A 23,856-nucleotide genomic window follows, 5' to 3' on the forward strand; every position below is an offset into this window, starting at 1 on the left:
CCGCCGCAGCGCGGCTCCACACCACCCCCGCCCGCCCGCCCCACCGCACCACCGCACCACCGCACCACCGCACCACCGCACCACCGCACCGGATGATGCGAACGAATGCCCAGCCGTAACGCAAGTTCCCCTTCCGATGCACAGGCATACCGGCACAAACGCCGATATCCGTGACAAGCGCGCCTCCCGAGCCCGCAGCGCCGGGACCCACCGCCACCGGATACGCCGTCATCACCCCGCACACCACCGGGTCCCCCCACGCAACCTCGAACTAACACCAACCGGCAGCCACCTCTCGGCGCCGCGCGGCTTCGTGCCAACGCCGTACCGGCAACCCGAACCTCACCCAGTGCGGGCCGCGCCAAGCGCTGGCCACCTGAAGCCGAGCCGCTGCGCACGGCGCACGGCGCCCGCAGGCCGGGAGTGCCAACTGGATCAGTGCACATGGCACGCGGTGCCCATCAGGCAGGAGCGCCAACCGAACCAGTGCCCACGATGCACCGAGCTCGCTGGGCGCACCATGACCACGCGCGGCATTCGTCCCCGCGCCACCGCAGCACCAGAGTGCCGGGGGCACCGGACGGGTCCGGCGCCCCGGTGGGTGGTCACCACGGGCGGGGCCTTGGCCGTGTGCGGGTCGCAACCGTGCGGGTGTGTCGGTCGGGTCAGGTGGTGGGGCGGCGAGGCGTCACAGCGGGGGCGGGCTCACTCGCTGCTCTGGTCCACTCGCTGCTCTCCGGTGCACCTGCGCCCCCACCACATCTCCACGACCCACACCCGCGACCGCCCACCTGCCTTCGCGCGCCATTCCGAATTCAGGCTAGCAGACACGTACGACATTCCAGGGCTCTGTCGACGTCCCCTGTGGACAACTCCGTCGGCAGCCCCGAACAAGGGTGCCCTGGCACGGCAAACAGCCGGATGCTCCACATCATACCGTCGTGACCGGGTTCGATGCTCGTAGCAGTGCCAGCTCTCGTTCCGCTGCCGCGCGGTCGCGGACCATGCCGCGTTCTGCGAAGGTGGCGGCGGCGGCGTCCAGGAGGTCGACTGCTCGGGTGTGGTCGCCCGTGCGGGCGAGGAGGCGGGCGAGTTCGAAGCGGATCACGGCCGCGCCGCTGTGGTCGAGGATTTGGTCTCGGACTCGCAGGGCCTCTTCGTAGTACGCCTGGGCGCGGGTCATGTCGCCTGCTGCGGCGCAGACTTCGCCCAGGTTGGTGAGGAGGTGGCCTTCGCCTATCACGTCTCGGGAGGAGCGGACCATGTCCAGGACCCTGGTCATGGTTTCGGTGGCGCTGGTGTGGTCGCCCGCTTGGGATTGGACCTGGCCCAGGCGGCGGAGGGTGTGGGCCATGCCGCTGGTGTAGCCGACCTGGCGGTAGATGGCCATGGCCTCTTCGAGGTGGGTGTGGGCCTCGGTCATGTGGCCGCGCCTGGTCAGTATGTGGGCGCTCTGGGTGCGGACGATGGCTCGGCCGACGACGTCGCCCGCGCGGTCGAAGTCGTGGAGGGCCTTGGTGTAGAGGGTGAGGGCTTGGTCGTCGTCGCCTGCTTGGCGGTGGAGGAGGGCGAGGTCTCGGTGGCAGAGGCCGAGGCCGACTGGCTCGTCGAGGGTGGTGAACAGGTCCAGGGCGGCGGTGAGGGCGGTTCGGGCCTGGGCCGGTTGGCCCCGGTTGATGTGCAGGGTGCCGAGGCTGCTCAACAGGGCCGCGGTGCCGCGGGTGTTGCCGGTGCGGCGGCACAGGGCCAGGGCGTCCTCGTGGGTGTTCTCCCAGTCGTCGAGGTAGCCGCGGGCTTCGAAGAGGGTGGCGACGGTGACGGCGAGGTCCCAGCAGGCTTCGTCCAGGCCCGCGGTGCGGGCCTGGGTGATGGCTGCGCGGAGGTTGGCCTGTTCGCCGTCCATCCACTCGAGCGGGTCGGCGAGGACGGCGCTGACGTAGTCCTCCGGGGGGTGCCAGCGGGGGGCGGTGCCGTGCAGGACCGTGTAGTCGCCGCCGTAGATGCGGCGGTGGGCCTGTTCGGCGATGGCGAGCCAGCCGCCGATGACCCGTTCCACCGCGTCCGCGGTCGGGGTGGTGACCTGTTCGCGGGCGAAGAGGCGGACGATGTCCTGGAAGCGGTAGCGGAACTCGCCGGTGGTCTCGACCGAGGCGACGTCGAGCATCTGGACGTCGACCAGGGGTTCGAGGAGGTCCGAGGGGAAGGGGCGGTCGTCGTCGAGGACGGCGCCAGCGACCCAGCCGGGGAGGGTGGGGCCCTCGACGGCGCTGAGGAGGCCGAAGAGGCGGCGGGCGGCGGGGTCGAGGCCGTCGTGGGTGAGGGAGAGGCTGGCGCGGATGGTCATCTCGCCGTGGGCGAGTTCGTCGAGGCGGTGGCGTTCGTTGGCGAGGCGGGTGACCATCGACGCGAGGGACCAGTGGGGGCGGGCGGCGAGGCGGGCGGCGATGATGCGCAGTGCCAGGGGGAGGCCGCCGACGGTGCGGACGAGGGCGGCGGCGGCCTCGGGTTCGCGGGTGACGCGGTCGGTGCCGACGACTCGGCTGAGCAGTTCCAGGGAGCGGGCCGGGTCGAGGGAGTCCAGTTCGATCTGGCGGGCGCCGGGGACGCCGGTGAGGCGGGTGCGGGTGGTGACCAGGACCGCGCAGGTGGAGCTGCCCGGCAGCAGGGGGATGACCTGGCTCTCGGCGACGGCGTCGTCGAGGACGACGAGGACGCGCCTGCCCGCGAGGAGGGTGCGGTAGACCTCGCGGCGTTCGGCGAGGCCCTGCGGGATCATCGGGCCGGGGATGCCGAGGGCGACGAGGAAGCGGCCGAGGATGTCGGCGGCGGCGCTGGGGTCGTCGCGGGTGCCGCGCAGGTCGCAGTGGAGTTGGCCGTCGGGGAAGTGTTCCTGGGCGACGCGGTGGCCGATGTGGGTGGCGAGGGTGGACTTGCCGACGCCGGGGCGGCCGACGATGACGACGACGCCGACGGCGCGGCCCTCGCCGGTGAGGACGGCTTCGGCGGTGGCGATGAGGGTTTCGTCGCCGAGGAAGTCGGCGGTGTCGGCGGGGAGTTGGCGGGGGACCTCGGTGCGCTGGCCCGCGGGGGCGGCGGTGGGGCCGGGGTCGCGTTCGGGGGTGGTGGCGTGCTGGTGCAGGGTCGGGTCGCCCGCGAGGATGGCGGTTTCGAGGAGCCGCAGTTCCTCGCCGGGTTCGAGGCCGAGTTCGTCGATGAGCAGGTCGCGGGCGGCGCGGTAGACGTCGAGGGCTTCGGCCTGCCTGCCGGAGCGGTGCAGGGCGAGCATGAGCTGGGCGCGGAGGCGTTCGCGCAGCGGGTTCTCCTGCACCAGGCGGGCGATCTCGCCGACGAGGTGGTGGTGGCGGCCGAGGCCGAGTTCGAGTTCGAGGTAGGTCTCGGTGGCGGCGAGGCGGTCCTCGTCGAGGCGCAGGGCGCGGGTGCGCAGGGCGCGGTGCGGGATGCCGCTGAGGCAGGGGCCGCGCCAGAGGGCGACGGCGGCGCGGAGCAGGCCCGCGGCTTCGGCGGCGCGGCCCTCCTTGGCCAGGACCCTGGCCTCGGCGACGGTGCGGGTGAAGGAGTGCACGTCGAGGCGGGCGGGGTCGACGCGCAGGGCGTAGCCGGGTGGGCGGGTTTCGATGGGGACGTCGACCCCGGCGTCGGTGAGGCTCTTGCGGAGGCGGGATACGCAGATCTGCACCTGGGTGCGGGCGGTGTCCGGGGGTTGGTCGTCCCAGAGGGTGTCGACGAGGTGTTCGGTGCTGACGACCTGGTTGGCCTCCACCAGCAGCGAGGCCAGGATGACCTGCTGCCTGCCGGGTGGGATGCGCACGGTGCCGCGGGGGCCGTGCACCTCCACCGGGCCGAGGATGCGGAACGCCGTGGCCGGTTCGGTTCCCGTCGCCGTGTCGATCGGGCACCTCCGCCGAGTCCGGTCATCGAGCAACGGGCTGACTGTAATCACGGTTAATCAGCGCTGTATATACGACGGATGCCAACGGGTTTCGCCCGTTCGGCGTCCTGGTGGGGGCCGTTCGCAGGCAGTGGCGGCGCGGTGGCGACGCAGCGCGAGGTGTCCGGAAACCGCGATGACGGAGGGTGGCTATCGGTTCGGCGACGGGGGGATAGCGGGCGGATAGCGGGCGGTTAAACCGAGGCGGCACAGTGATCTCCACGCGGCCGAGGTGAGTGTGCACCGGGGCCCAGTCCGAGGGGGAGCCCGATGGTGGGGACCGTCCCGAGCACCGCGACCACTGCGGCCGCCGTCGACCACGTGCGCCTGGCGTACCTGTACCTGGACGCGGGCGACCTGGACGCCTACGCGTCGCTGGTGCACGAGGACGCGCAGTTCCGCAGACCCGACGCCCCGGACGCGCGGGGGCGGGTGGAGGTGTTGGCGATGTTGGCGGTGTGCGTGCGGGCGGGTGGGTCGCACGAGTTGTTCAAGGTGGTGGCCGACGGGGACTGCATCGCGGTGGTGGGGCACCACACGTCGTCGGACGGTGCGGACGTGGAGTTCGCGGACTTCTTCACGATCGCCGACGACGGGTTGTTGCTGGGGTGTCGCCGCTTCTACTACCTGGCGCCGTAGGCGCGCAGGGCGGTCTGGTCGGCCCGTCGGCGGCGTGGGCGGTGGCGCGCAGGGCGAGGGGCGGGGGCGTTCGCGGTGTCACCGGTCAGCGTTGGATCAGGGCAGGATGGAGTCGACGTAGCCGCCGTCGACGCGGAGGGCGCCGCCGGTGGTGGCGGAGGCTTGGGGGCTGGCGAGGTAGACGACCATGTTGGCGATTTCCCCGGGTTCGATGAGCCTGCCGAGGAGGGACTGGGGGCGGTGCAGGCGCATGAACTCGCGCTGGGCCTCCTCCCAGGGGAGGTCCTTGTCGACCAGGCTGTACACGAAGTCCTCGACGCCGCCGGTGTGGGTGGGGCCCGCGATGACCGAGTTGACCGTGACGCCGGTGGCCTTGGTGGCTTTGGCGAAGCCTCGGGAGACCGAGAGCAGGGCGGTTTTGCTCATGCCGTAGTGGATCATCTCGGCGGGGACGACGACGGCGGAGTCGCTGGCGATGTACTGCACGCGGCCCCAGCCCGCGGCGATCATGCCGGGGAGGTAGGCGCGGGTGAGGCGGACGGCGCTGAGGACGTTGACCTCGAAGTAGCGGCGCCAGTCGTCGTCGGTGATGGACAGGGGGTCCTGGGCGCCGAAGATGCCGAGGTTGTTGACCAGGATGTCGACCGCGGGGAGGGCGTCGACGACCTCGGCTGTGCCCTCGGCGGTGGTGAGGTCGCCGGGGGCGGGGAGGAAGGTGCCGTCGAGGCGGTCGATGGTGGCCTGGACCTTGGCCGCGGAGCGGCCGTTGACGGCGACGGTCGCGCCCGCCTCGGCCAGGCCCGCGGCGATGGCTTCGCCGATGCCCTGGGTGGAGCCGGTCACCAGGGCCGTCTTGCCGCTGAGGTCGAGCCGCACTGCGCACTCCCGTGGGTCGGGGGGCCGCACCCGGTGCGCGGCCCGCGCACCCATCCTGACCGAGGACCCCCTTCGCCGCAGGGGTCCTCGCCGAACCCCACCCCGGCGGGTAGGGGGAGAAATCTCCTAGGGGGTTCGCGGAATAATCCATTTGGGACGTGACACGCGCCACTGTGAGCGTGTTTTCCCGCCTGGACCGGACGAACGCGAACCGAGCTTGCTTCCTGTCCTCGACTTCGCCCGTCCACTCCCAGGAAGGTCACCGCGGCGCTCCCCGGTGTTCACCGCCCGGTCACCGTCCTGATCGGACAGGTCCCGATCGGGCGGCGCCGCGTCGGTCAGACGGCGGCGCGGTGCAGGAAATGGGGGTCGAGCGTCTGGTCGGCCCGCAGGATCGCCTGCTGCAACGAGCGCAGCATCCGGCACGGTTCCAGACCCAATTCGTGGTTGAGCGTGCTGCGTAGCTGCGAGTAGACCCGCAGCGCCTCCGACTGCCGTTCCGAGCGGTAGAGCGCGATCATGAGCTGGCGGTAGAACGCCTCCCGGAACGGGTGCTCGCTGACCATGTTGAGCAGTTCGCCGATGAGGTGGCGGTCGCGGCCCAGGGCCAGGTCGGCCTCCACGCGCATCTCCACCGCGGAGACGCGCAGCTCGTCGAGCCGGATGGAGGCGTTGCGCAGCACCGGGCTGTCCTGCAGGCCGTGCAGGGTGGAGCCGCGCCAGTGCGCCAGCGCCGAGGACAGCGTCTCCGCGGTGCCGACGTGGTCCTCGGCCTCCAGCAGCCTGCGGCCCTCGCAGATGAGCCGCTCGACCCGGAAGGCGTCGACGGTGCTCGGGTCGGCCTCCAGCACGTACCCGCCCGCGCAGGTCTTGACCGGGCTGACCTCGGCGCCCTGTTCGCCGAGGAACTTGCGCAACTGGGAGACGTAGACGTGCAGCGCGGTGCGGGCGCTGCGCGGCCCGTGCCCACCCCACATCGATTCCAGCAACTGGTCGAGCGAGACCACCTCGTTGGCCCGGACCAGCAGCGTGGCCAGCAGGATCTTGACCTTGGCCGCCTTGGGTGTCCCCACCCCGTTCGCGCCGACCACCTGCAGCGGTCCGAGTACTCGGTATTCCATTTGTCCGCACCCCGATTTCGCGCCGAAAATTGCACCGGATCAACCGCGATCGTCGGCCCCCGGCCCTTTGTGACCGCGCTTGGACGACTTTCCCGGGTCCGATCCCCCGATTGCGGACCCTTAGCGGTTTGGCTAATGGCACTAGTCTGCACCGAGGTTCCAGCGGACGTAATCCACCGAAGAGCGCAACCTGGGCTGGACCGAATGCCGCGTGCGCCGCAATTAACACGCACCTAACAGTGAACGCCGATAACTCGGTCCGAATTGCGGTCGAAACCCCTAGCGGCACCACAGGAGGCGCAAGGGGGTGCCCCCCTAGGCATATGTCGGGACCCGGACCGGCGGGTGGTGGAATGCGCAAGTTCAGATAAGGGCGCTACTCGGATTGTGTCCGCAGACGCCGGAAGCCGCCGCCCGGGGTGGGGGCGGCGGCTTCCGGCGTGGGGGGTGGGGTCAGCCCTGGCTGACGGTCGGGCGCAGGCGGTCGGACACGGCCTCCCACAGGCTGCCCGGACTGGCGAACGCGGCCGGGGTCAGCACCTCGTCGGGGATCTGCACCCCGTAGGCCTCCTCCAGCTTGACCAGCAGCTCCACGGTGGCCAGTGAGTCCAGGCCCGCGGCGCGCAGGCTGGCCTCCGGGCTGACCGGTCCGTCCCCGCCCAGCCGGGGCAGCGCCTCGCGCAACTGCTTCTCGAACTCGGCGTCCCACTGCACGCTCATGTGGTCGGGTCCCTTCTCCTGGTAGGCGTCTCCGGTGCGGAGTTCGGTGACCGGCTCGCGGGCGAGCCGCAGCCGGGAGGCGTGCACCACCGCGCCGCCGCGCAGCAGCACCTCGGTGGGCGCGGGCCTGCTCAGGAAGCCCACCAGGCTGGCGGTCAGCCCGTAGGCGCCCACGTTGGGGATCTCCAGGAGCTGCCCCGGGTGCGGCGCGGGCAGGCTGGCGGCGCGGTTGACGATGTCGGCCGGGGTGCACAGCGGGCCGACCAGCGAGGTGGGCACCCGCTCGGCGTCGGTGGGGGTGGCGGGGCGGGCCGTCATCGGGCGCAGCCTGCCGATGCCGGAGAGGCCGCCGAGGTGGTGGATGCCGGTGTCGAGGACGGTGTAGGTGCCCGGTCCGCTGGTCTTGACGTCGGTGACGGTGCACACCAGGGTGCCGCTGTCGCCGACGAGGTAGCGGCCGGACTCGAAGACCAGCTCGAACCCGGGGGTGCGCCAGGCCGGGAAGCGCGCGTCCAGCTCGCGCTCCAGCGGCTCGCGCAGGGTGGTGTAGACCGGGCGGTCGCCCTCGCCCGCGTACGGGGTGGAGAAGCCGCCGCCGAGGTCGAGGTGGGTGACCTCGATCCCCCACCGGGCGGCCAGGTCGGCCGCGACCCGGACGCTGCCGAGCAGTTCCTCGCGCAGCGTCCGCTCGTCGGGGGTGTTGGTCAGCGGGTAGAAGTGGAAGCCGTGCACGGTGGCGCCGGGAACGGCCAGGTCGGCGCCGGTGACGTCGGGGTTGGCGTCGAGGTCCAGGCCGAACTGGGAGGGTTGGCCGGTCATCCGCAGCCCGGCGCCGCCCGCGTTCGACGGCGGGTTGACCCGCAGCAGGCAGGTGGCGCGGGTGCCGTGGGCGAGCGCGACCGAACCCACCCGGCGCAGGTCGGCCAGCGACTCCACCGAGTAGTGCCGGATGCCGGAGGTGAACGCGGCGGTCAGCTCCTCGACGGTCTTGCCCGGCCCGCCGTAGAGGCACTCGGCGCCGTCGAACCCGGCGGCCAGGGCGGACGCCAGCTCGCCGGTGGAGGTCAGCTCGACGCGGCAGCCCGCGCCGCGCAGCACCCGGACCAGCTCCGGGTGCGGGTTGGCCTTGAGCGAGTACATGACCACCGCGCCGGTGGGCAGCGCGGCGCGCAGGTCGGCCGCGGCGGCCTCGACCCTCTCGGCCCGGTACACGTACAGCGGGCTGCCGTAGCGCCCGACCAGCTCCGCGGCGGTAGGCCCGCCCCCGTCAGTCGCCATTCGCGGCACCTTCCCAGTCGCTGAGCAACGCCTTCTTGTCCGTCTTGCCGTTGGGGGTCAGCGGCAGCCGGTCGCGGACCGCGCACACCGGGGGCACCTTCGCCCGCTCCAGCCGCTCGGCGAGGCCCGAGAGCACCGCCTCCGGCTCGACCGCGCCGGTGACGACCAGCACCATGTCGCGGGTGCCGTCGGGGGGCAGCAGCGCGGCGGCGTCCACCCCGGGCACGTCGACGGCGGCGGCTTCGATCTCGATGGCGCTCATCCGGGTGCCGTGCCGCTTGAACTGGTCGTCGCGGCGGCCCGCGAAGTACAGGTGCCCGTCGGCGTCGAGCCAGCCGTAGTCGCCGGTGAACAGCCGGGCCGCGCCGGTGTCGGGGTCGGTGCGGAACCGCTGGGCGGTCAGCTCCGGGGCGCGCCAGTAGCCCGCCATCACGTGCGGGCCCTCGGCGACGATCTCGCCGACCTCACCGACCGGCAATTCGGCGCCGTCGGAGTCGAGGATGAGGACGCGGGTGCCGGGCAGGGCGGGGCCGACCGAGCCGGGCTTGGCGAGGTCGCCGTCCGCGTCGAGGATGCAGACCCGCTTGCACTCGGTGATGCCGTACATCGGGACCACGCCCGCGTTGGGGAAGGTGGCGCGCAGACCGGCGGTGGTGGGGGCGGTGAGCGCGGCGCCGGTGTTGGTGAACAGCCGCACGTCGACCGGCGGGGCGCCGCGGCGGGCGAGCCGGGTGAGCATGTCGGCCAGCGACGGCACGATGGGCACGACGGTGGCGCGGCTGGCGCGCAGGGTCGCCATCAGCGCCACCGGGTCCTCCGCGTCGGCCACCCGCAGCTCGGCGCGGGCGAGGGCGGACAGGAACACCTGGTAGAGGCCGTAGTCGAAGGACAGCGGCGAGGCGGTGAGCACGACGTCGTCGGCGCGGTAGCCCAGCCGGGCGGCGATGGCGGCGGCGGCGAAGCGGACCCGGCCGTGCGGGCACACCACGCCCTTGGGCGCGGAGGTGCTGCCGGAGGTGTAGATCAGCAGCGCCAGGTCGTCCGGGCCGACCTCGGCGAACGGCTCGTCGGCGCCCTCGGCCCCGGCGAGCACGGTCTCGGCGGGGACCAGGGTGGCGGCGGTGCCGCGGGTGGAGGCCGCGGCGGCGGTGTCGGTGCCCGCGGCGACGACGAGGGCCGGTTCGGCGTCGGCCACGACCTGGGCCAGGTGGTACTGCCGCATGGTGGGGTTGATCGGGACGACGACGGCGCCCGCGCGGAAGGCGCCGTAGAGCAGGGCGACGAACTCGCGGGTGTTGCCCAGCCGCAGCAGGACGCGGTCGCCGCGGGTGATCCCGTTGCGGCGCAGCCAGTTCGCGGCGGTGCGGCTGATCGCGTCGAGTTCGGCGTAGGTGTGCGTGCCGCCGCCGTCGGAGACCGCGGGGCGCCCGCCGGCGACCGCGGCGGCCTCGGTGAGCAGGTCGGCGACGGACCCGGGGGACTCGACCGCCTCGGGCGCGCTCAGCACCACGTTCGTCATCTGCACACTCCGTCATCTCCGGGGGCGTGGGGCTCGCAGGTCTGGTGCGGCGGCCCGCCGGGCCGCTCCCGCCACCACCATCGGGCACCCGGCTACTCCGGTCCTTAAGCGGCGCCTAGTCGGACCCGCCCGTCGACTCCATTGCCGTGCAAGGCTTCCGGGCCGGGGGGCGCGGTCGGTGGAAGCTTGACAACCCTCAGCTTCGGCTAGTCTACTTAGCTTTGAAGCTACGACTGATAACCGCCCTGGGGGGAACGCCCGATGCCGAGAAGAGGCCTCACGACCACGTCGGTGGTCGCCGCCGCGGCCGACCTCGCCGACGCCGACGGCCTGGGCGCGCTGACCCTTGGCAAGCTCAGCGCCCACCTCGGCGTGCGGGTCCCGTCGCTGTACAAGCACATCGACGGCATCGGCGACCTGTTCCGCAGGCTGGCCGCCAGCGCGACCGGTGAACTGGCCGAGGCGCTGCGCTCGGCGGCCGCGGGCCGCTCCGGCGCCGACGCGCTGGCCGCCACCTGCCACGCCTACCGCGAGTTCGCGCTGAGCAGGCCCGGCCGCTACGACTCCATCCAGCACCCGATGGACTCCTCCGCCGAACTCGGCGCCGCCAGGGCCACGATGCTGCGGGTGGTCGCGGAGACGTTGCGCGGCTACGACCTCGACGACGACGACCAGATCCCGGTGGTGCGGATGGTGCGCAGCGTGCTGCACGGGTTCGTCTGCCTGGAGCGCGATTCCGGCTTCCAGCTCGACGTGCCGCTGGAGTTGAGCTTCGAGGAGCTGATCACGATGCTCGACAATTCGCTGAGCACCCGCCGGGACTGAGCCCACGACGGAGAAGGCCACCCGGGTCCCGGGTGGCCTTCTCCGTCGTGGGAGCCCGGGGCCACCGGCGGGGATTCCCGGTGGCCCCGGGCGGTCTCAGACGGCGGGGGCGGACTCGACCTCCACCACCGCGCAGGTGGAGGTGAAGCCCGCGCCGCCGCCCACGAGCAGCACCTTGTCGCCGACGCCGACGATCCCGGTCCGCACCGCGTGGTGCAGGCCCGCGAACTGGTCGCCCGCCCCGATGTGGCCCGCGAGGCGGCCGAACTCCCAGCTCGTCTTGGCCTCGTCGATGCCGATGAGCTGGTGCAACTGCCACTGGAGCTTGGCCCGACCGCTGGCCGGGATGACCACGTGGGCGATCTCCGCCATGTCCGTCTTCGCGTCTACCAGCGCCTGGTCGATCGAGGAGCGCACGGTCGCGCCCAGGCGGCCCGCGGCCTCGCGGACCGCGCCCATGCCCCCGGGGAAGGCGGCGATGCGCTCCCCCAGGGCGAGCTGCTTCGAGCCGGGCGAGTCGTACCAGTCCGGGCCGCGGACGACCTGCTCCAGGCTGTTGTCGCACACGGTGGCGGTGGACAGCAGGCGGGCGAAGCCGCGGTCATTGGCCAGCAGCAGCGCGGTGGCGCCGTCGCCGTAGAGGATGCCGTCCTCGCTGCGCCAGCGGTCGATGCCGGGCAGCGCGAAGCGGTCGCCGGTGGTGATCAGCGCGGTGGACGGCTCGGCGCGCACCGAGAGCTGGGTGGCGGCCAGTTCGAGCGCGGCCATGCCGCCGTTGCACTGCTGGAGGACCTCGTAGGCCGGGACGCGCTCGCCGACGGAGAACCGGGCCACGTAGGAGGCGGCCGGGAACATGTCGACGCCCTGGAACCACAGGCTGGCGTGCAGCACCAGGGCGCACTCGTCGGCCGAGCGGCCGGAGGCGGCCAGCGCGGCGGTCCCCGCGCGGGCGGCCATCACCGGCGCCGGGTCCTCGCCGACGAGGACCGACAGGATGCCGTTGGCCTCGAACTCCACCGCGTCGTAGAGACCGTCGCGGACGGCCTGCTCCGCGCTGTGCGGCTCGGGGAGGTCCACCCCCAGACCCGCGACGTACGTGTTCTCCCAGTGCATGCCAGTCCCGCTTTCGTCTGGAGTGGTCGGACCGCCCGCTGTTCCCCGGCGGGGGTCTCGGCCCGCGGCGGACGCCGGAGGGGCCACGCCGATCGTCTCCCCCGGCGCTTGCGGGGTGCTTAAGCGATCAGCGCATCAGTTGCCGGGGGGCGGGGTGCCGCCCCCCGGCGCGCCGCCGCCCATGCCGCCGGTGGCCTCCTGCTGCGTCGCGCTGTTCGCGTAGTCGTTGGTGGGGTCGCGGTAGATGGTGTGGACGTGTCCCCAGCCGGAGGTGACGACACCGTCGACGTCGGCACCCGCCGAGCCCTGCTGGGCCGCGAACTCGATGTACGCGTTCGGTCCGGAGATCTGGAAGTGGATGCCGTTGCCCTGGGTCGTGTCGTAGGTGGTGGCACCCGACCAGTTGACGTAGGTGGTGTCCAGGGTGGCCTCGATCTTGGCCAGGGCATCGGCGGTGGTCTCCTCGTCGGCGAGGCCGACCCAGTTGGCGATGACGTCGAGGAGGAGTTGCCTCTGCTCGTCGGTGAGATCCGCGCCGGAGAGCCCGGTTCCGGTGGGGTAGTCGCAGGTGCTTCCGGGTGCGCACACCATGTTCGCGACGTCCTCGCCCTGGTAGAGGGTGGTTTTCTGCTCGTCCGTGAGGCTGTTGTAGAAGGCGAACGCTGTGGTGTGGATGTCCGCGAAGGGCTGCACCTGCTCGCCGTCGGCGTTGGTGTAGACGGCGGGCTGCACGCCCAGGTGGGTCGGGGCGAAGGTGATGGCGTCGGTCGCGCCGTCGAGGGTGGCGTTGATGCCGAGGTGGTGGCCGCCGAACTGCAATTCGAAGGCGCTCGTCGCGGACGGGTCGCCGAAGAAGGCGATGTAGTACTGGCCCAGCGACTCCTCGGTGCTGGAGCTGTTCTCCGCCAGGTACTCGTCGCCGCCGATGATGCCGGTGACGGTTTCGTAGCCCTCGTCGTCCAGGAGGGCTTCGAGGACGGCCATCGCGGCGGCCCGCTGCTCCCCGGTGAGGTCGGTGAGGTCGAGGCCGGCGCGTTCGACGAAGGTGACGGGGAAGTTCGACCACGAGGTCGTCTTGGTCTCGTCGTCGTAGGCGTACAGCACGGCTTCGCGCTGCTCGTCGGACAGAGTCGCGAGGAACGCCTGCGCGGCGGCCGCGGTGTTCGAGATGGTCTCGGCGGTGGTGCTCGACGACGCGCTCGCGGAATCGACGAGGGTCGAGATGGCGGTGTCGCCCGAGGTGGTCGGGCTGGTCGAGGTGGCCGTACCGGTGCCCGCGCACCCGGCGAGGGAGAGCCCCGCGGCGAGCAGCGCCGAGGCGACCCACAGCGCCTTGCGGCGCCGGGGAGGCGGTGCGGTGGTCGGGTCGGTGGTCGCGCTGGTCTCGTTCACACCGGTGACGCTAGGGAGCGTTCCTTTGGACGGGTTGTGAGCCGCCCCAGCGCGCGCTGAGTGGGCTGCGGCCGGGTCCGGCGGTTCCGCGCTCGCCCGGACCTCATGATCCCGCGGCACCCGGTGGGGACGAGGCGCCGACGCGTTCCGGACCGACCGCCGCGCCGGGCCGCACCCGGGCGGGCAGGGTCGCCGCGGCGAAGACCGCGCCCGCGAGGACGACCGCGGCGGCCACGGTCATGCCGACGCCCGCGGCGGTGGTGAAGGCGTCGAGCGCCCGGTCGGCCACCCCGCCCCGCCCCTCCTCCCGCGACAGCCGCAGCGCGCCGCCGAGCGACGAGCGCGCCGCGGCGGGCAGGTCGGCCAGCGCGTCGGCGTAGAGCCGCTGCGACACGGTGCCGACGACGGCGACGCCGAGGGCGAAGCCGAGTTCCTGCATGGTGTCGTTCATCGCCGAGCCCATGCCGCTGCGCTCGTCCGGGACGGTGCTGAGCATCGCCTCGGTGGCCGGGGACATGGAGAGGCCGAACCCGACACCGACGGCGAGCAGGCCGGCGAGGACCTGCCAGTACCCGCCCGCCCAGGCGATGGTGAGGATGCCCGCCGCGGCCACCGCGAGCCCGAGGCCGACCGCGCCCCGGGTGCCCAGGCGGGTGGTGAGCGCGGCGGCGAACCCGGAGGACACCCCGACCGCCACCGCGACCGGCGCGATGGCCAGCCCCGCCTGCAACGGGCTGAAGCCGAACGCGATCTGCAACCGCTGGGTGAGCACGAACAGGGTGGCGGCGAGCCCGAACACCAGCAGCAGGTTCCCGACGCTGGCGCCGAGGAAGGTGCGGCTGCGCAACACCGCCAGGTCCACCAGCGGGTGCTCGGCGCGGCGCATCCGGGCGGTGAAGCCGAACCCGGCGGCGACGGCGGCGGCCAGCGCGCCGAGGACCGGCGGGGACACCCAGCCGTGCACCGGGGCCTCGATGATCGCGTAGACCAGCGCCACCGTGGCCGCGGCGCCCAGCGCGGCACCGGGCAGGTCGACCGGGGCCGCGGCCGGGTCGCGCCACTCGGGCACCACCACCAGCCCGATCCCCGCGGTGACCAGCACCAGCGGCACGTTGAGGACGAACACCGACGCCCAGCCGAAGTGGGTCACCAGCACCCCGCCGACCACCGGCCCGATGGCCACGCCGAGCGCGGACACCCCGCCCCACACCGCGATCGCCCGCTGCCGCTCCGGGCCTGGGGCGAACACCTGCACGATGATCGACAGGGTGCCCGGCATGACGAACGCCGCGCCCAGGCCCATCACCGCGCGGGCGGCCAGCAGTTGGCCGACGTCGTCGGAGGCCGCCGCGAGCAGCGACCCGAGGCCGAAGAGCACCAGCCCGCCGAGGGTGAAGCGCTTGCGCCCGAACCGGTCGGCCACCGCGCCCGCCGCGAGCAGCAGGCCCGCGAAGACCAGCGAGTACACGTCGACGATCCACTGGACCTCGGTGGTGCTCGCGTCGAGTTCCTCGATGAGCTGCGGGATGGCGACGTTGAGGACGCTGTTGTTCAGCACGATCGCCAGCAGCGACAGCGACATGACCGAGAGTGTCCACTGGCGGCGCGGGTGCGGTTCGCTGTCCACGGCGGCTCCTCGCTGGTGCGGGCAGGGAAGTCCGCCCCATGTCAGCCGGGTCCGCTTAAGCGGGGCTAATCGGCCGGTTGCTCGCGGCACCGGGTGGGTGGAGGGGTTTGACATCGGGCCGGACACCCGGCAGCATTGGCCGTGCTGGCTACTGGCGTTAGCCTCAAGGCTAGCGCTCGCGACGGGACCGGTCGGAAGGATGGCAGCGCAATGGGCGTGCGGTACCTCGACCGACCCGGCGGGCGCCTGGCCCACGAGGTGCGCGGCGACGGGCCGCTCGTGGTGTGCGCACCGGGCCTGGGCGACCTGCGCGGCACCTTCACCGACCTCGTCGACCGGCTCGTCGCCCGCGGCCACCGGGTCGCCTGGCTCGACCTGCGCGGGCACGGGGAGTCCAGCACCGGCTGGGACAGCCACCACGAGACCGACGTCGCCGAGGACCTGCTGGCCCTCGTCGCCCACCTCGGCGGCCCCGCCGTGCTGGTGGGCAACAGCTACAGCGCCGGGGCCGCGGTCATCGCCGCCGCCCGCGCGCCGGAGGCGGTCTCGGGCCTGGTGCTGACCGGCCCGTTCGTCCGCGACCAGCCCGTCACCGCCCTCGACCGGCTGGCGAACGCCCTGTTCGCGGTGCCGTGGCTGGGGCGGGCGCTGTGGTGCGCCTACTGGCCCAACCTGTTCGGTGACAAGCCCGCCGACCTCGCCGAGCGCAAGCGCGCGCTGGCGGCCAACCTGGCCGAACCCGGCCGGTTCGCCGCGGTGCTCGACATGCTGCGCGGCGACCACGCGGTCGCCGAGGCCGCGCTGACCGCGGTGCGCTGCCCGGCCGTGGTCGTCATGGGCGAGCGGGACCCCGACTTCCCCGACCCCGCCGCCGAGGCCCGCTTCGCCGCCGACGCGCTCGGCGGCACCGTGGTCATGGTGGCCGGGGCCGGGCACTACCCGCACGCCGAGCGCCCGGACACCGTCGCCGCGGCGGTGGCGGGCCTGCGCGGCAGCCTGGACCGGTCGTCGTGCCGCGAGTAGGGCTCAACACGGCCAAGGTCGTGCAGGAGGCGGCCGCGATCGCCGACAGCGAGGGGCTGGAGTCGCTGACCCTGGCCCGGCTGGCGAGCGAGCTGGGCATCCGGGTGCCCTCGCTGTACAAGCACATCAACGGCCTCGCCGACCTGCACCGGCGGCTGGCCGCGATCGCCAACGAGAGCATGGCCGAGGCCATCCGCGGCGCCACCGTGGGCCGGGCGGGCACCGACGCGCTGCGCGCCTGCTGCCGCAGCTACCGCGAGTTCGCGGGCAGGTACCCGGGCCGCTACGCCGCCGCCCAGCGCGCCCCCGACCCGAACGACCCGGACCAGGCGGCCCTCCACAAGCTCAGCGGGGAACTCACCTCGCTGGCCCTGAACGTGCTGCGCAGCTACGACCTCGTCGGCGAGGACTCCATCCACGCCGCCCGCATCCTGCGCAGCGCGATGCACGGCTTCGTCAGCCTCGAACAGCTCGGCGGCTTCGGCCTGCCGACCGAGATCGAGGCCAGCTTCGAGCGGCTGATCGACCTGCTCGACGCGGGCCTGCGGGCCATGGCGGCCCAGGGCAGCACACCGACCACCTGACCGATCTCCCCCGACCGACCCCGCGGGCGCGCACCGCGACCGACACCGCCGTCACCCGCGGTGCGCACCCGCACGTCTCCGCGAGGACCCGTGATGAACCTGCTCGTCCCCACCAAGCCCACCTCCCCGCCCACCGCCGCGAGCCGCACCGGCTGGGGCCTCGGCGGCGCGTTCTTCCTGGCGTTCGGCGTCTTCGAGATGGTCGAGCACGGCGGCACCACCTGGGCCACCGGCCTCATCGGCGCCCTCGCCCCGGACATCCCGCTGCTGTTCGGGTTCTGGGGCAAGGGCTTGGCCAAGAGCCAGCTCTCGCCGAAGGTCGTGCCGTTCTACAACGCCACGCACCACTGGCTGCCGCCGGTCCTGGTCATCGCCTGGTTCAGCCTGATGACCGGGACCAACGACGAGGCCGCCCCCGGCTTCACCCTGGGCGTGATGTGGTTGGCGCACATCATGGTCGACCGGGCGTTCGGCTACGGACCGCGCAACCGGGCGGGTTTCCAGCGCTGGCAGGGTGATCCGGCGTAGCGCCGCTTAAGGGTTCGCGTAGCGGGGTCTTCGACACTGGAGGCGAAGCCCCGGAGAGCGAAACCCGATCGGAGCCGATGTGGACACCGCATCAGAGATCCCACCCGCCGCCACGAAGTGCCCGTACGCCTACCCGTTCCACCGGCCGTCGGCCATCGAGGTCCCGCCGCTGTACGAGAAGCTGCGCGAAGAGGACCCGGTGGCGAAGGTGTCGCTGCCCAGCGGGGACGAGGGCTACGTCGTCAGCCGCTACGAGGACGCCAAGCTGGTGCTCTCGGACCTGCGGTTCAGCCGGGCGGCCACGGTCGAGCCGGGCGCGCCCAAGCTGACCCACGTCACGCCCCCGCCGAACAGCCTGTTCACCCTGGACCCGCCGGAGCACACCCGGCTGCGCAAGCTGGTCGCGGCGGAGTTCACCAACCGCCGCGTCCGCGAGATGCGCCCGCGCATCCAGCAGCTCACCGACGACCTGCTGGATGAGATGGCCAAGGGTGACGGCCACGCCGACCTCAACGTGGCGCTGGCGTTCCCGATGCCGGTCGCGGTGATCTGCGAACTGCTCGGCGTCCCCTTCGAGGACCGGGAGAAGTTCCGCAACTGGTCCAACGCCATCGTGGCCCTCACCACGATGACCGAGGAGCAGATGATGGCCGAACGGCTCGCCATGGCGGGCTACATCTGGGAACTGGTGCAGAAGAAGCGCACCGAACCCGGCTCGGACCTCCTCTCGGCGCTGATCACCGCCCACGACGACGACAACTCCCTCGACGAGGGCGAACTGGTCATCATGGCGATGACGCTGCTGGTGGCCGGGCACGAGACCACGGTCAGCATGATCGGCGCCTGCGTGCTCACCATCCTGCGCCAACCGCACCTGCGCGACGTCGTCGACAACCACCCGGAGAAGATCGGCGCCCTGGTCGAGGAACTCCTCCGCGTCAACCCCATCGGCGACGGCGGCCCCATCCGCATCACCCTGGAGGACGTGGAGGTCGCGGGCACGGTGATCCCCAAGGGCAGCGCCGTCATGGCCGCCGTCGCCTCCGGCAACCGCGACGACCGCCGCTACCTCAACCCCACCGAGGTCGACGTCGACCGGGAGAACTCCCAGCACCTGGCCTTCGGCCACGGGGTGCACTTCTGCCTGGGCGCCAACCTGGCCCGGCTGGAACTGGAGATCGCCATCAGGTCGGTGTTCGAGCGCTTCCCGACGCTGCGGCTGGACACGGAGCTGGACGCGCTGCGGATGAAGAGCGGGATGATGGTGCACGGGCTGGAGTCGCTGCCCGTCACCTGGTAGGCCGCACGACGAACAGGACCGCCGAGCCCGGGGCTTCGGCGGTCCTTTTCGTGTGCGGGGGAAGTCGTGGACACTGGACCGGTGGAGGAGAACGAAGTCGCGCACCAGGCGGTCACCGGCGACGTCGACGGTGCGGTGTTCCAAGCGCACACCGTGCACGCGGGGACCATCGCGCTGGGCGGGATCGGCCGGGCTCCGGGATCGGGGTCGGCGGCGGTCCCCTGGTCCCGGCTGACCGGCACCGTGCACGGCCGCGACGAGGTCGTGGCGTCTCTGGTGGCCCAGGCCCGGGGCGCGGAGCCGTCCGTGGTCGTCCTGCACGCGGGCGGCGGCTTCGGCAAGACCACGATCGCCCTCGCGCTGTGCCGCGAGCTGCGCGACGCGCTGACCGTCTGGTGGGTCGACGCGTCGACCGCGACGGGATTGTCCGAAGGGTTGCGCGAGGTGGCCTTCGAGGCGGGCGCCGATCCGCAGCGGGTGAGGGAAGCCTGGAACGGGGACGGCTCGGCCTCGTCGGTGCTCTGGAACGCCTTGGGCGCTCCGGGTCGCCCGTGGCTGCTCGTCATCGACAACGCCGACGACCTGTCGGTGCTCGCGGGCCCCGACGGCCTCATCGACGGACGGGGCTGGCTGCGCACCCCGCCCCCGGGCTGCACCCTGCTCATCACGACCCGCGACGGCAGGCCCGTCCCCTGGCCCGAGACCGCGATTCGTCACCGGGTGGACGCACTGTCGCGATCCGACGGCGCCGCCGTGCTGCTGGACCTCTGCCCAGCGGCAGGCGACGCGGAGGCTGCGGAGCGGCTTTCGCACTGCCTGGGGAACCTGCCGCTGGCGCTGCGATTGGCGGGGAAATACCTCCGCGCCGCCGCGGACACCCCGCTCCTGCCCGGCCTGGACCTCCCCCGCACGTTCGCCGAGTACGAGGCGCGGTGGCGCGAGCACGTGGCCGACCTGGCGGAGTCGCGGGACCGGCAGGAGGGCCTGGGCACGGCGTGGGAGATGACCCTGGACCTGCTCACCGACCAGGGTCACCACTTCGCCCGGCCCGTTCTGCGCCTGCTGGCCGCCTTCTCCTGGGCCCCGATCCCCCATGGCGTGCTGGACGCCGGGGTCCTCGCCGCGGAGCCGATCTTCGACGGCCTGACCGCGACGGCGTTGGCATCCACGCTGGCGCACCTGCTGGGGACCGGCCTGGTCGGGGGATTCTCCGACGAACAGTTCCCCCCGAGCGTCGTCCTGCACCCCGTCATCCGCGAGGTCACGCGCGCGCAGCCGGGTGCGGTCGCCGACCGTGTCGTCCAGGAAGCGGCGGTCGCCCGGCTCATCATCCGGTACGCCGATCGCCTCGCCCCCGGGCGCCCGGGCGAGGGCGGAGGGGAGGACTTCCTCTTCCTCACGCACGCGCACCAGTCGCTGTCCGACCAGTTCCGCGGCGGCCTCACCCGGGGTGCCACCGCCGCAGCACTGCTCGATGCCATCGTGCACGTCGTGGAGCAAGGGGGCTACGACAACGACGGCGCCGCCCGGGACCTCAGGAAGTACGCGAAGGGGATCAGGGAACTCATCGCGGAGGACGAGGACCAAGGAGCCCGCCCGGCGTGATCGCCGGGCGGGCTCCTCGTTGTGCGGTGGGGGTTACACGCCCGCGAGCTTCTTGTCGGCTTCCGCTTCCGGCTTGACGTCGGAGTCGGGGACCACAGCGGGTTCGTCGTGCTTTTCCAGCTTGTCGAAGCCCAGCTTGCTGTGCAGGGCGCGCAGCGGCTTCGGGGACCACCAGGCGAACTTGCCCAGCAGGCCCATCAGCGACGGGACCAGCATCGCCCGGACAATGGTGGCGTCGATCAGGACCGCCAGGGTCGTGCCGAAGCCCAGTTCCGCGATCAGGGTGATGCGGGAGAACATGAGCGCGCCCACGGCGATGCAGAACAGGACCGCCGCCGAGGTGACCATGCGGCCGGTGCGCTCGATGCCCAGGGCCACCGCCTCGCGGTCACCGACGCCGTTGTCGCGGGCTTCCTTGACCCGGCCCAGGAGGAACAGGTTGTAGTCGGTGGAGAGGCCGAACGCCAGGGCGAACAGGAGGATCGGGGAGGTCTGCTCCAGGGCGCGGACGTCGGTGAAGTGGAGGAAGCCCGCGAGGTTGCCGTCCTGGAAGGCCCAGACGAGGATGCCGAACGCGGCGCCGACGCTCAGGGCGTTGAGCAGGAGGGCCATGAGCGGGACGATGACCGAGCCGGTGAAGACGAACAGCAATAGCAGGGTCAGGGCGACCAGGGTGATGGCGGCGGTTGGCAGGGTGTCGGAGATGGCGTCGCGCTGGGCCAGCAGGTCTGCCGTCTGGCCGGTGTACTGGGTCGGGTGGGGGGTGGGGAGGGCTTGGACCGCGCGGACGGTGGTTTCGCCCGCGTCGCCCTCGGGGTTGTTGACGGCGGCGTCGATCTGCCAGTGGTCGGGGCCCAGCGGGCGGGGGGTGCTGACGCCCTGGATGCCGGGCACCTTGGCGACCTCGGCGCTGTAGGCGGCCAGGGACGGTGCGGCGTCGGCGGGGGCCTCGACGACGATCTGGAGGGGGCCGGTGGGTGAGTTGGCGAAGTCGGCTTCCAGGGCGTGGGCGACCTTGCCCGAGGACACGTCGCCGGGCATGTCGCTGGGGTCGACGCCCGCGAACTTGACGCCCAGCAGCGGGGAGGCGAGGACGAGCAGGATCAGCACCGACAGGGCGGTGAACAGGCCGCCGCGGCGCATGACGGTGGTGGCGACGCGGTACCAGCGGCCCTGCTCGGCCGGGCGCTCAGCGCGGCGCTGCCAGGACTTCGGCGCCAGGGAGTTGACGCGGTGACCCAGGGCGGCGAGCAGGGCGGGCAGCACCAGCAGCGCGAACACCGCCGCCGACACCACGGTCATGACGCCCGCGAGGCCCATGGAGCGCAGGTAGGACTGGGGGAAGATCGCCAGGGTGGCCAGGGCCGCCGCGACGGTCAGGGAGCTGAACGCGACGGTGCGGCCCGCGGTGTTCACGGTGCGGCGCAGGGCATCGGTGGTCGAGCGGCCCTGGGCCAGTTCCTCGCGGAAGCGGGAGACGATGAGCAGGCTGAAGTCGATGGACAGGCCCAGGCCCAGCGCGAAGGCCAGGTTCAGGCCGCCGGAGGAGACGTTCATCAGCTCGGTGAGGCCGCGCATCCCCAGCAGGGTCAGCATGATCGCGAACGCGCCGCCGAGCATCGGCAGCAGCGCCGCGGTGAGGCCGCGGAAGACCAGGAACAGCAGGATGAGCAGGATCGGCGTCGCGATGGTCTCGGAGATGCCGAGGTCTTCGTTGGTGACGTTGGCGAGCTGGGTGTGGGCGGGAGTGGCGCCGCCGAGTTCGGTGCGGCCCTTCAGTGCCGGGTTGGCTTCGATGGCCTCCTGCATCTGCTTCTCGGCGTCGATCGCCGCCTGGTCCGACATGGGCCCGACCTCGCCGACGATGACCGTCGACGTGCCGTCCTCGGCGATCAGGCCCGCGTTGCCGGTGGAGGCGTAGTCGATGACGTTGCGCACCTCGCCGCGGCCCCTGAGCAGGGCGATGGCCTCGGTGACGGCCGCGGGCGGCGCGGCGTCCGGGGCGAGGGCGGTGTCGGCGTGCACGAGCAGCATGTAGCCCTGCTGCGGGTCGATGCCGGTGACGTCGCGGATGACCTCGCGGGCGGCGACGTTGCCGCCGCTGGGGTCGTCGTAGTCCTCCAGGCCGTTGGTGAGCCTGGAGGACAGGTCGGCGGTCAGCAGCCCGGCGACCACGAGCACCGCGGTCGCCGCCAGCAGGACGAGGCGCTTGTGCCGCTGCAGCAGCGCTGTCAGTGCGGTCAGCATGGGGTCCCCTCGGTTGGTTGACTCGGACCGGTGCGCGGAACCTGGCTAGGCCCCCGATCCAATGGGCTAAGGCTAATAGCCGTTCGGCTATGGCCGCTAGACCCAACTTCGCCGGTCTCAGTGAATCCTCAGCTCCCGCGACCGGGGCTTAAGAACCGCTTCAGCGCCGCTCCCACGGGGGGCGTAGCAGGTCCGTCGACCCTGGGCGCAGGAGATCACGCGAGCGAGGAGACGGAACCCATGAGTCCAACGGCAGTCGATGTCTGCGTCGTCGGGGGCGGGCCAGCGGGCCTGGCCCTCGGGCTCGAACTCGCGCGGCAGGGGGTCGAGGTCGCCGTGGTGGAGCAGAGCGGGCACTTCAACCGCTCCTTCCGCGGCGAGTCGGTCTCGCCGGACGCGGTGCTGGTCCTCGACCGGCTCGGGGTGCTGGACAAGATCAAGGCCGAGGGCGCGCTGACCACCACCCGGATGGAGATCACCGAGGACGGCCGGACGGTGCTGGACACCGCCTTCGCCGACTTCGAGTACGAGCACCGCTTCCCGCTGGAGCTGCCGCAGCCGACCCTGCTCGGGGTGATGGACAACGTCGCCAGCGGTTTCGACAACTTCTCCATGCTGCGCAAGTCCACCGTCGTGGGCCTGCTGGAGGCCGACGGCGCGGTGACCGGGGTGCGGATCAAGGACCCCGGCGGGGAGCGCGAGCTGGCCGCGAAGATCGTCATCGGCGCCGACGGCCGCTACTCCAAGGTCCTGGAGATGTCCGGCCTGGCCCACGAGCGCGTCCCGCTCGACCGCGACGTGGTGTGGCTCAAGCTGCCGCTGCCGCCGGAGTGGGACACCGAGACCTACCGGGTGCGGATCAAGGGCGACCGGCACGGCCTGTTCATCCCCACCTACCCCGACATGGTCCGGGTCGGCTTCAACATCCCCAAGGGCGGCCTCAGGGAGCTGCGCAAGCAGGGCATCGGCGCCCTGCACGAGAAGATCGACGAGCTGGCCCCCGAGCTGTCGACCCTGGTGCGGGAGAAGGTGACCGGCTACTCCGACACCTCCATGCTCGACATCTTCACGTCCGTGGTCCCCCGCTGGTCCCGCGACGGCCTGCTGGTCATCGGCGACGCCGCGCACACCCTGTCCCCCGTCCTCGGCCAGGGCGTCAACCACGCCCTGATCGACGCGGTGACCCTGGCCCCCATGCTCACCGCCGCGCTGAAGGAGGCCGACCACCGCACCGCGCTGGCCGCCGCCGCGGTGGAGTTCCAGCGCATCCGCGAGCCGGAGGTCAAGCGGTCGCGCGGGTTGCAACTGCGCCAGGAGCGCATGTTCACCTTCGGCAGCAGGGCGGGCGTGTTCCTGCGCAGCTCGCTGTACCGGGCGATGAACCGCAGCGCGTTCCTCAAGCAGCGCGTGCTGGCCGACGCGTACTTCCGCCTCCAGAAGCGCGAGAAGGCGGCGTAGGCACCGACGACGAGAGGGCCCGCTCCCCCGGGAGCGGGCCCTCTGCGTTGGA

General features: G+C 72.5%; 17 protein-coding genes. 8 read left to right on the forward strand and 9 right to left on the reverse strand.

Going from position 1 to position 23,856, the window contains the following annotated elements:
- Positions 1-931: 931 nt before the first annotated feature.
- Positions 932-3,943, reverse strand: a complete 3,012-nt coding sequence (locus tag DFQ13_RS29720; protein WP_233438637.1) for an AfsR/SARP family transcriptional regulator — start codon at positions 3,941-3,943, stop codon at positions 932-934.
- Positions 3,944-4,219: 276 nt separating this feature from the next.
- Here DFQ13_RS29720 and DFQ13_RS29725 point away from each other — a divergent pair, with 276 nt between their 5' ends.
- Positions 4,220-4,588: a nuclear transport factor 2 family protein gene (locus DFQ13_RS29725; protein WP_035278163.1), complete on the forward strand. Its 369-nt coding sequence runs from the start codon at positions 4,220-4,222 to the stop codon at positions 4,586-4,588.
- A 96-nt stretch (positions 4,589-4,684) separates the two neighbouring features.
- Here the strand turns inward: DFQ13_RS29725 and DFQ13_RS29730 are convergent, their stop codons facing one another.
- From DFQ13_RS29730 to DFQ13_RS29745, 4 genes are all read right to left on the reverse strand, one after another.
- On the reverse strand, positions 4,685-5,464 hold the full coding sequence (locus tag DFQ13_RS29730; RefSeq protein ID WP_035278164.1) for an SDR family NAD(P)-dependent oxidoreductase: 780 nt from the start codon (positions 5,462-5,464) through the stop codon (positions 4,685-4,687).
- Positions 5,465-5,802: 338 nt separating this feature from the next.
- On the reverse strand, positions 5,803-6,585 hold the full coding sequence (locus DFQ13_RS29735; protein WP_110082169.1) for an AfsR/SARP family transcriptional regulator: 783 nt from the start codon (positions 6,583-6,585) through the stop codon (positions 5,803-5,805).
- 453 nt (positions 6,586-7,038) lie between these two features.
- Positions 7,039-8,583, reverse strand: coding sequence for a phosphopantetheine-binding protein (locus tag DFQ13_RS29740; RefSeq protein ID WP_110082170.1), 1,545 nt, complete (start codon positions 8,581-8,583; stop codon positions 7,039-7,041).
- Positions 8,573-10,102, reverse strand: a complete 1,530-nt coding sequence (locus DFQ13_RS29745) for a class I adenylate-forming enzyme family protein (RefSeq protein ID WP_110082288.1) — start codon at positions 10,100-10,102, stop codon at positions 8,573-8,575. Before DFQ13_RS29745 ends, DFQ13_RS29740 begins: the two co-directional genes overlap by 11 nt.
- Before the next feature lie 261 nt (positions 10,103-10,363).
- Here DFQ13_RS29745 and DFQ13_RS29750 point away from each other — a divergent pair, with 261 nt between their 5' ends.
- Positions 10,364-10,927, forward strand: coding sequence for a TetR-like C-terminal domain-containing protein (locus DFQ13_RS29750; protein ID WP_084175200.1), 564 nt, complete (start codon positions 10,364-10,366; stop codon positions 10,925-10,927).
- Positions 10,928-11,023: 96 nt separating this feature from the next.
- On the opposite strand, the gene DFQ13_RS29755 is transcribed toward DFQ13_RS29750, so the two are convergent.
- The 3 genes from DFQ13_RS29755 to DFQ13_RS29765 form a co-directional block, all read right to left on the reverse strand.
- A complete protein-coding gene (locus DFQ13_RS29755) occupies positions 11,024-12,040 on the reverse strand; it encodes a ketoacyl-ACP synthase III family protein (RefSeq protein WP_110082171.1) in 1,017 nt (338 codons plus the stop codon).
- 135 nt (positions 12,041-12,175) lie between these two features.
- Positions 12,176-13,432, reverse strand: coding sequence for a DUF3500 domain-containing protein (locus tag DFQ13_RS29760; RefSeq protein WP_110082172.1), 1,257 nt, complete (start codon positions 13,430-13,432; stop codon positions 12,176-12,178).
- A gap of 103 nt (positions 13,433-13,535) precedes the next feature.
- On the reverse strand, positions 13,536-15,059 hold the full coding sequence (locus tag DFQ13_RS29765; RefSeq protein ID WP_181400209.1) for an MFS transporter: 1,524 nt from the start codon (positions 15,057-15,059) through the stop codon (positions 13,536-13,538).
- 210 nt (positions 15,060-15,269) lie between these two features.
- Here DFQ13_RS29765 and DFQ13_RS29770 point away from each other — a divergent pair, with 210 nt between their 5' ends.
- The 5 genes from DFQ13_RS29770 to DFQ13_RS29790 all read left to right on the forward strand — a co-directional run bounded on the left by DFQ13_RS29770 (position 15,270) and on the right by DFQ13_RS29790 (position 20,099).
- On the forward strand, positions 15,270-16,082 hold the full coding sequence (locus tag DFQ13_RS29770; RefSeq protein ID WP_110082174.1) for an alpha/beta fold hydrolase: 813 nt from the start codon (positions 15,270-15,272) through the stop codon (positions 16,080-16,082).
- Positions 16,070-16,666: a TetR/AcrR family transcriptional regulator gene (locus DFQ13_RS29775; RefSeq protein ID WP_110082175.1), complete on the forward strand. Its 597-nt coding sequence runs from the start codon at positions 16,070-16,072 to the stop codon at positions 16,664-16,666. The genes DFQ13_RS29770 and DFQ13_RS29775 overlap by 13 nt, the downstream gene beginning before the upstream one ends.
- Positions 16,667-16,759: 93 nt before the next feature.
- The gene (locus tag DFQ13_RS29780; RefSeq protein WP_110082176.1) at positions 16,760-17,194 is read left to right on the forward strand and encodes a DUF4260 family protein; all 435 of its coding nucleotides are present in this window, start codon (positions 16,760-16,762) and stop codon (positions 17,192-17,194) included.
- A gap of 79 nt (positions 17,195-17,273) precedes the next feature.
- Entirely contained in the window at positions 17,274-18,494 is a 1,221-nt protein-coding gene (locus DFQ13_RS29785; RefSeq protein WP_219994699.1) for a cytochrome P450, read from the forward strand.
- An 81-nt stretch (positions 18,495-18,575) separates the two neighbouring features.
- Positions 18,576-20,099: a P-loop NTPase family protein gene (locus DFQ13_RS29790; RefSeq protein ID WP_035277752.1), complete on the forward strand. Its 1,524-nt coding sequence runs from the start codon at positions 18,576-18,578 to the stop codon at positions 20,097-20,099.
- 33 nt (positions 20,100-20,132) lie between these two features.
- Here DFQ13_RS29790 and DFQ13_RS29795 read toward each other — a convergent pair whose 3' ends face one another.
- The gene (locus tag DFQ13_RS29795; RefSeq protein ID WP_110082177.1) at positions 20,133-22,346 is read right to left on the reverse strand and encodes an MMPL family transporter; all 2,214 of its coding nucleotides are present in this window, start codon (positions 22,344-22,346) and stop codon (positions 20,133-20,135) included.
- A 240-nt stretch (positions 22,347-22,586) separates the two neighbouring features.
- Between DFQ13_RS29795 and DFQ13_RS29800 the strand changes: the two genes are divergently transcribed.
- Positions 22,587-23,804 carry an FAD-dependent monooxygenase gene (locus tag DFQ13_RS29800; protein ID WP_110082178.1) on the forward strand — a complete coding sequence of 406 codons (1,218 nt, stop codon included), beginning with the start codon at positions 22,587-22,589 and terminating at the stop codon, positions 23,802-23,804.
- The last annotated feature ends 52 nt before the right edge of the window (positions 23,805-23,856 follow it).

Origin of the sequence: Actinokineospora spheciospongiae (assembly GCF_003182415.1) — a bacterium.
Taxonomy (GTDB): Bacteria; Actinomycetota; Actinomycetes; order Mycobacteriales; family Pseudonocardiaceae; genus Actinokineospora; species Actinokineospora spheciospongiae.

Bases quoted from the DNA above. Each gene is read 5' to 3' on its own strand.
- DFQ13_RS29725 (WP_035278163.1), top strand. From the start codon at position 4,220: ATGGTGGGGACCGTCCCGAGCACCGCGACCACTGCGGCCGCCGTCGAC.
- DFQ13_RS29735 (WP_110082169.1), bottom strand. From the start codon at position 6,585: ATGGAATACCGAGTACTCGGACCGCTGCAGGTGGTCGGCGCGAACGGG.
- DFQ13_RS29740 (WP_110082170.1), bottom strand. From the start codon at position 8,583: ATGGCGACTGACGGGGGCGGGCCTACCGCCGCGGAGCTGGTCGGGCGC.
- DFQ13_RS29745 (WP_110082288.1), bottom strand. From the start codon at position 10,102: ATGACGAACGTGGTGCTGAGCGCGCCCGAGGCGGTCGAGTCCCCCGGG.
- DFQ13_RS29750 (WP_084175200.1), top strand. From the start codon at position 10,364: ATGCCGAGAAGAGGCCTCACGACCACGTCGGTGGTCGCCGCCGCGGCC.
- DFQ13_RS29755 (WP_110082171.1), bottom strand. From the start codon at position 12,040: ATGCACTGGGAGAACACGTACGTCGCGGGTCTGGGGGTGGACCTCCCC.
- DFQ13_RS29770 (WP_110082174.1), top strand. From the start codon at position 15,270: ATGGGCGTGCGGTACCTCGACCGACCCGGCGGGCGCCTGGCCCACGAG.
- DFQ13_RS29780 (WP_110082176.1), top strand. From the start codon at position 16,760: ATGAACCTGCTCGTCCCCACCAAGCCCACCTCCCCGCCCACCGCCGCG.
- DFQ13_RS29795 (WP_110082177.1), bottom strand. From the start codon at position 22,346: ATGCTGACCGCACTGACAGCGCTGCTGCAGCGGCACAAGCGCCTCGTC.
- DFQ13_RS29800 (WP_110082178.1), top strand. From the start codon at position 22,587: ATGAGTCCAACGGCAGTCGATGTCTGCGTCGTCGGGGGCGGGCCAGCG.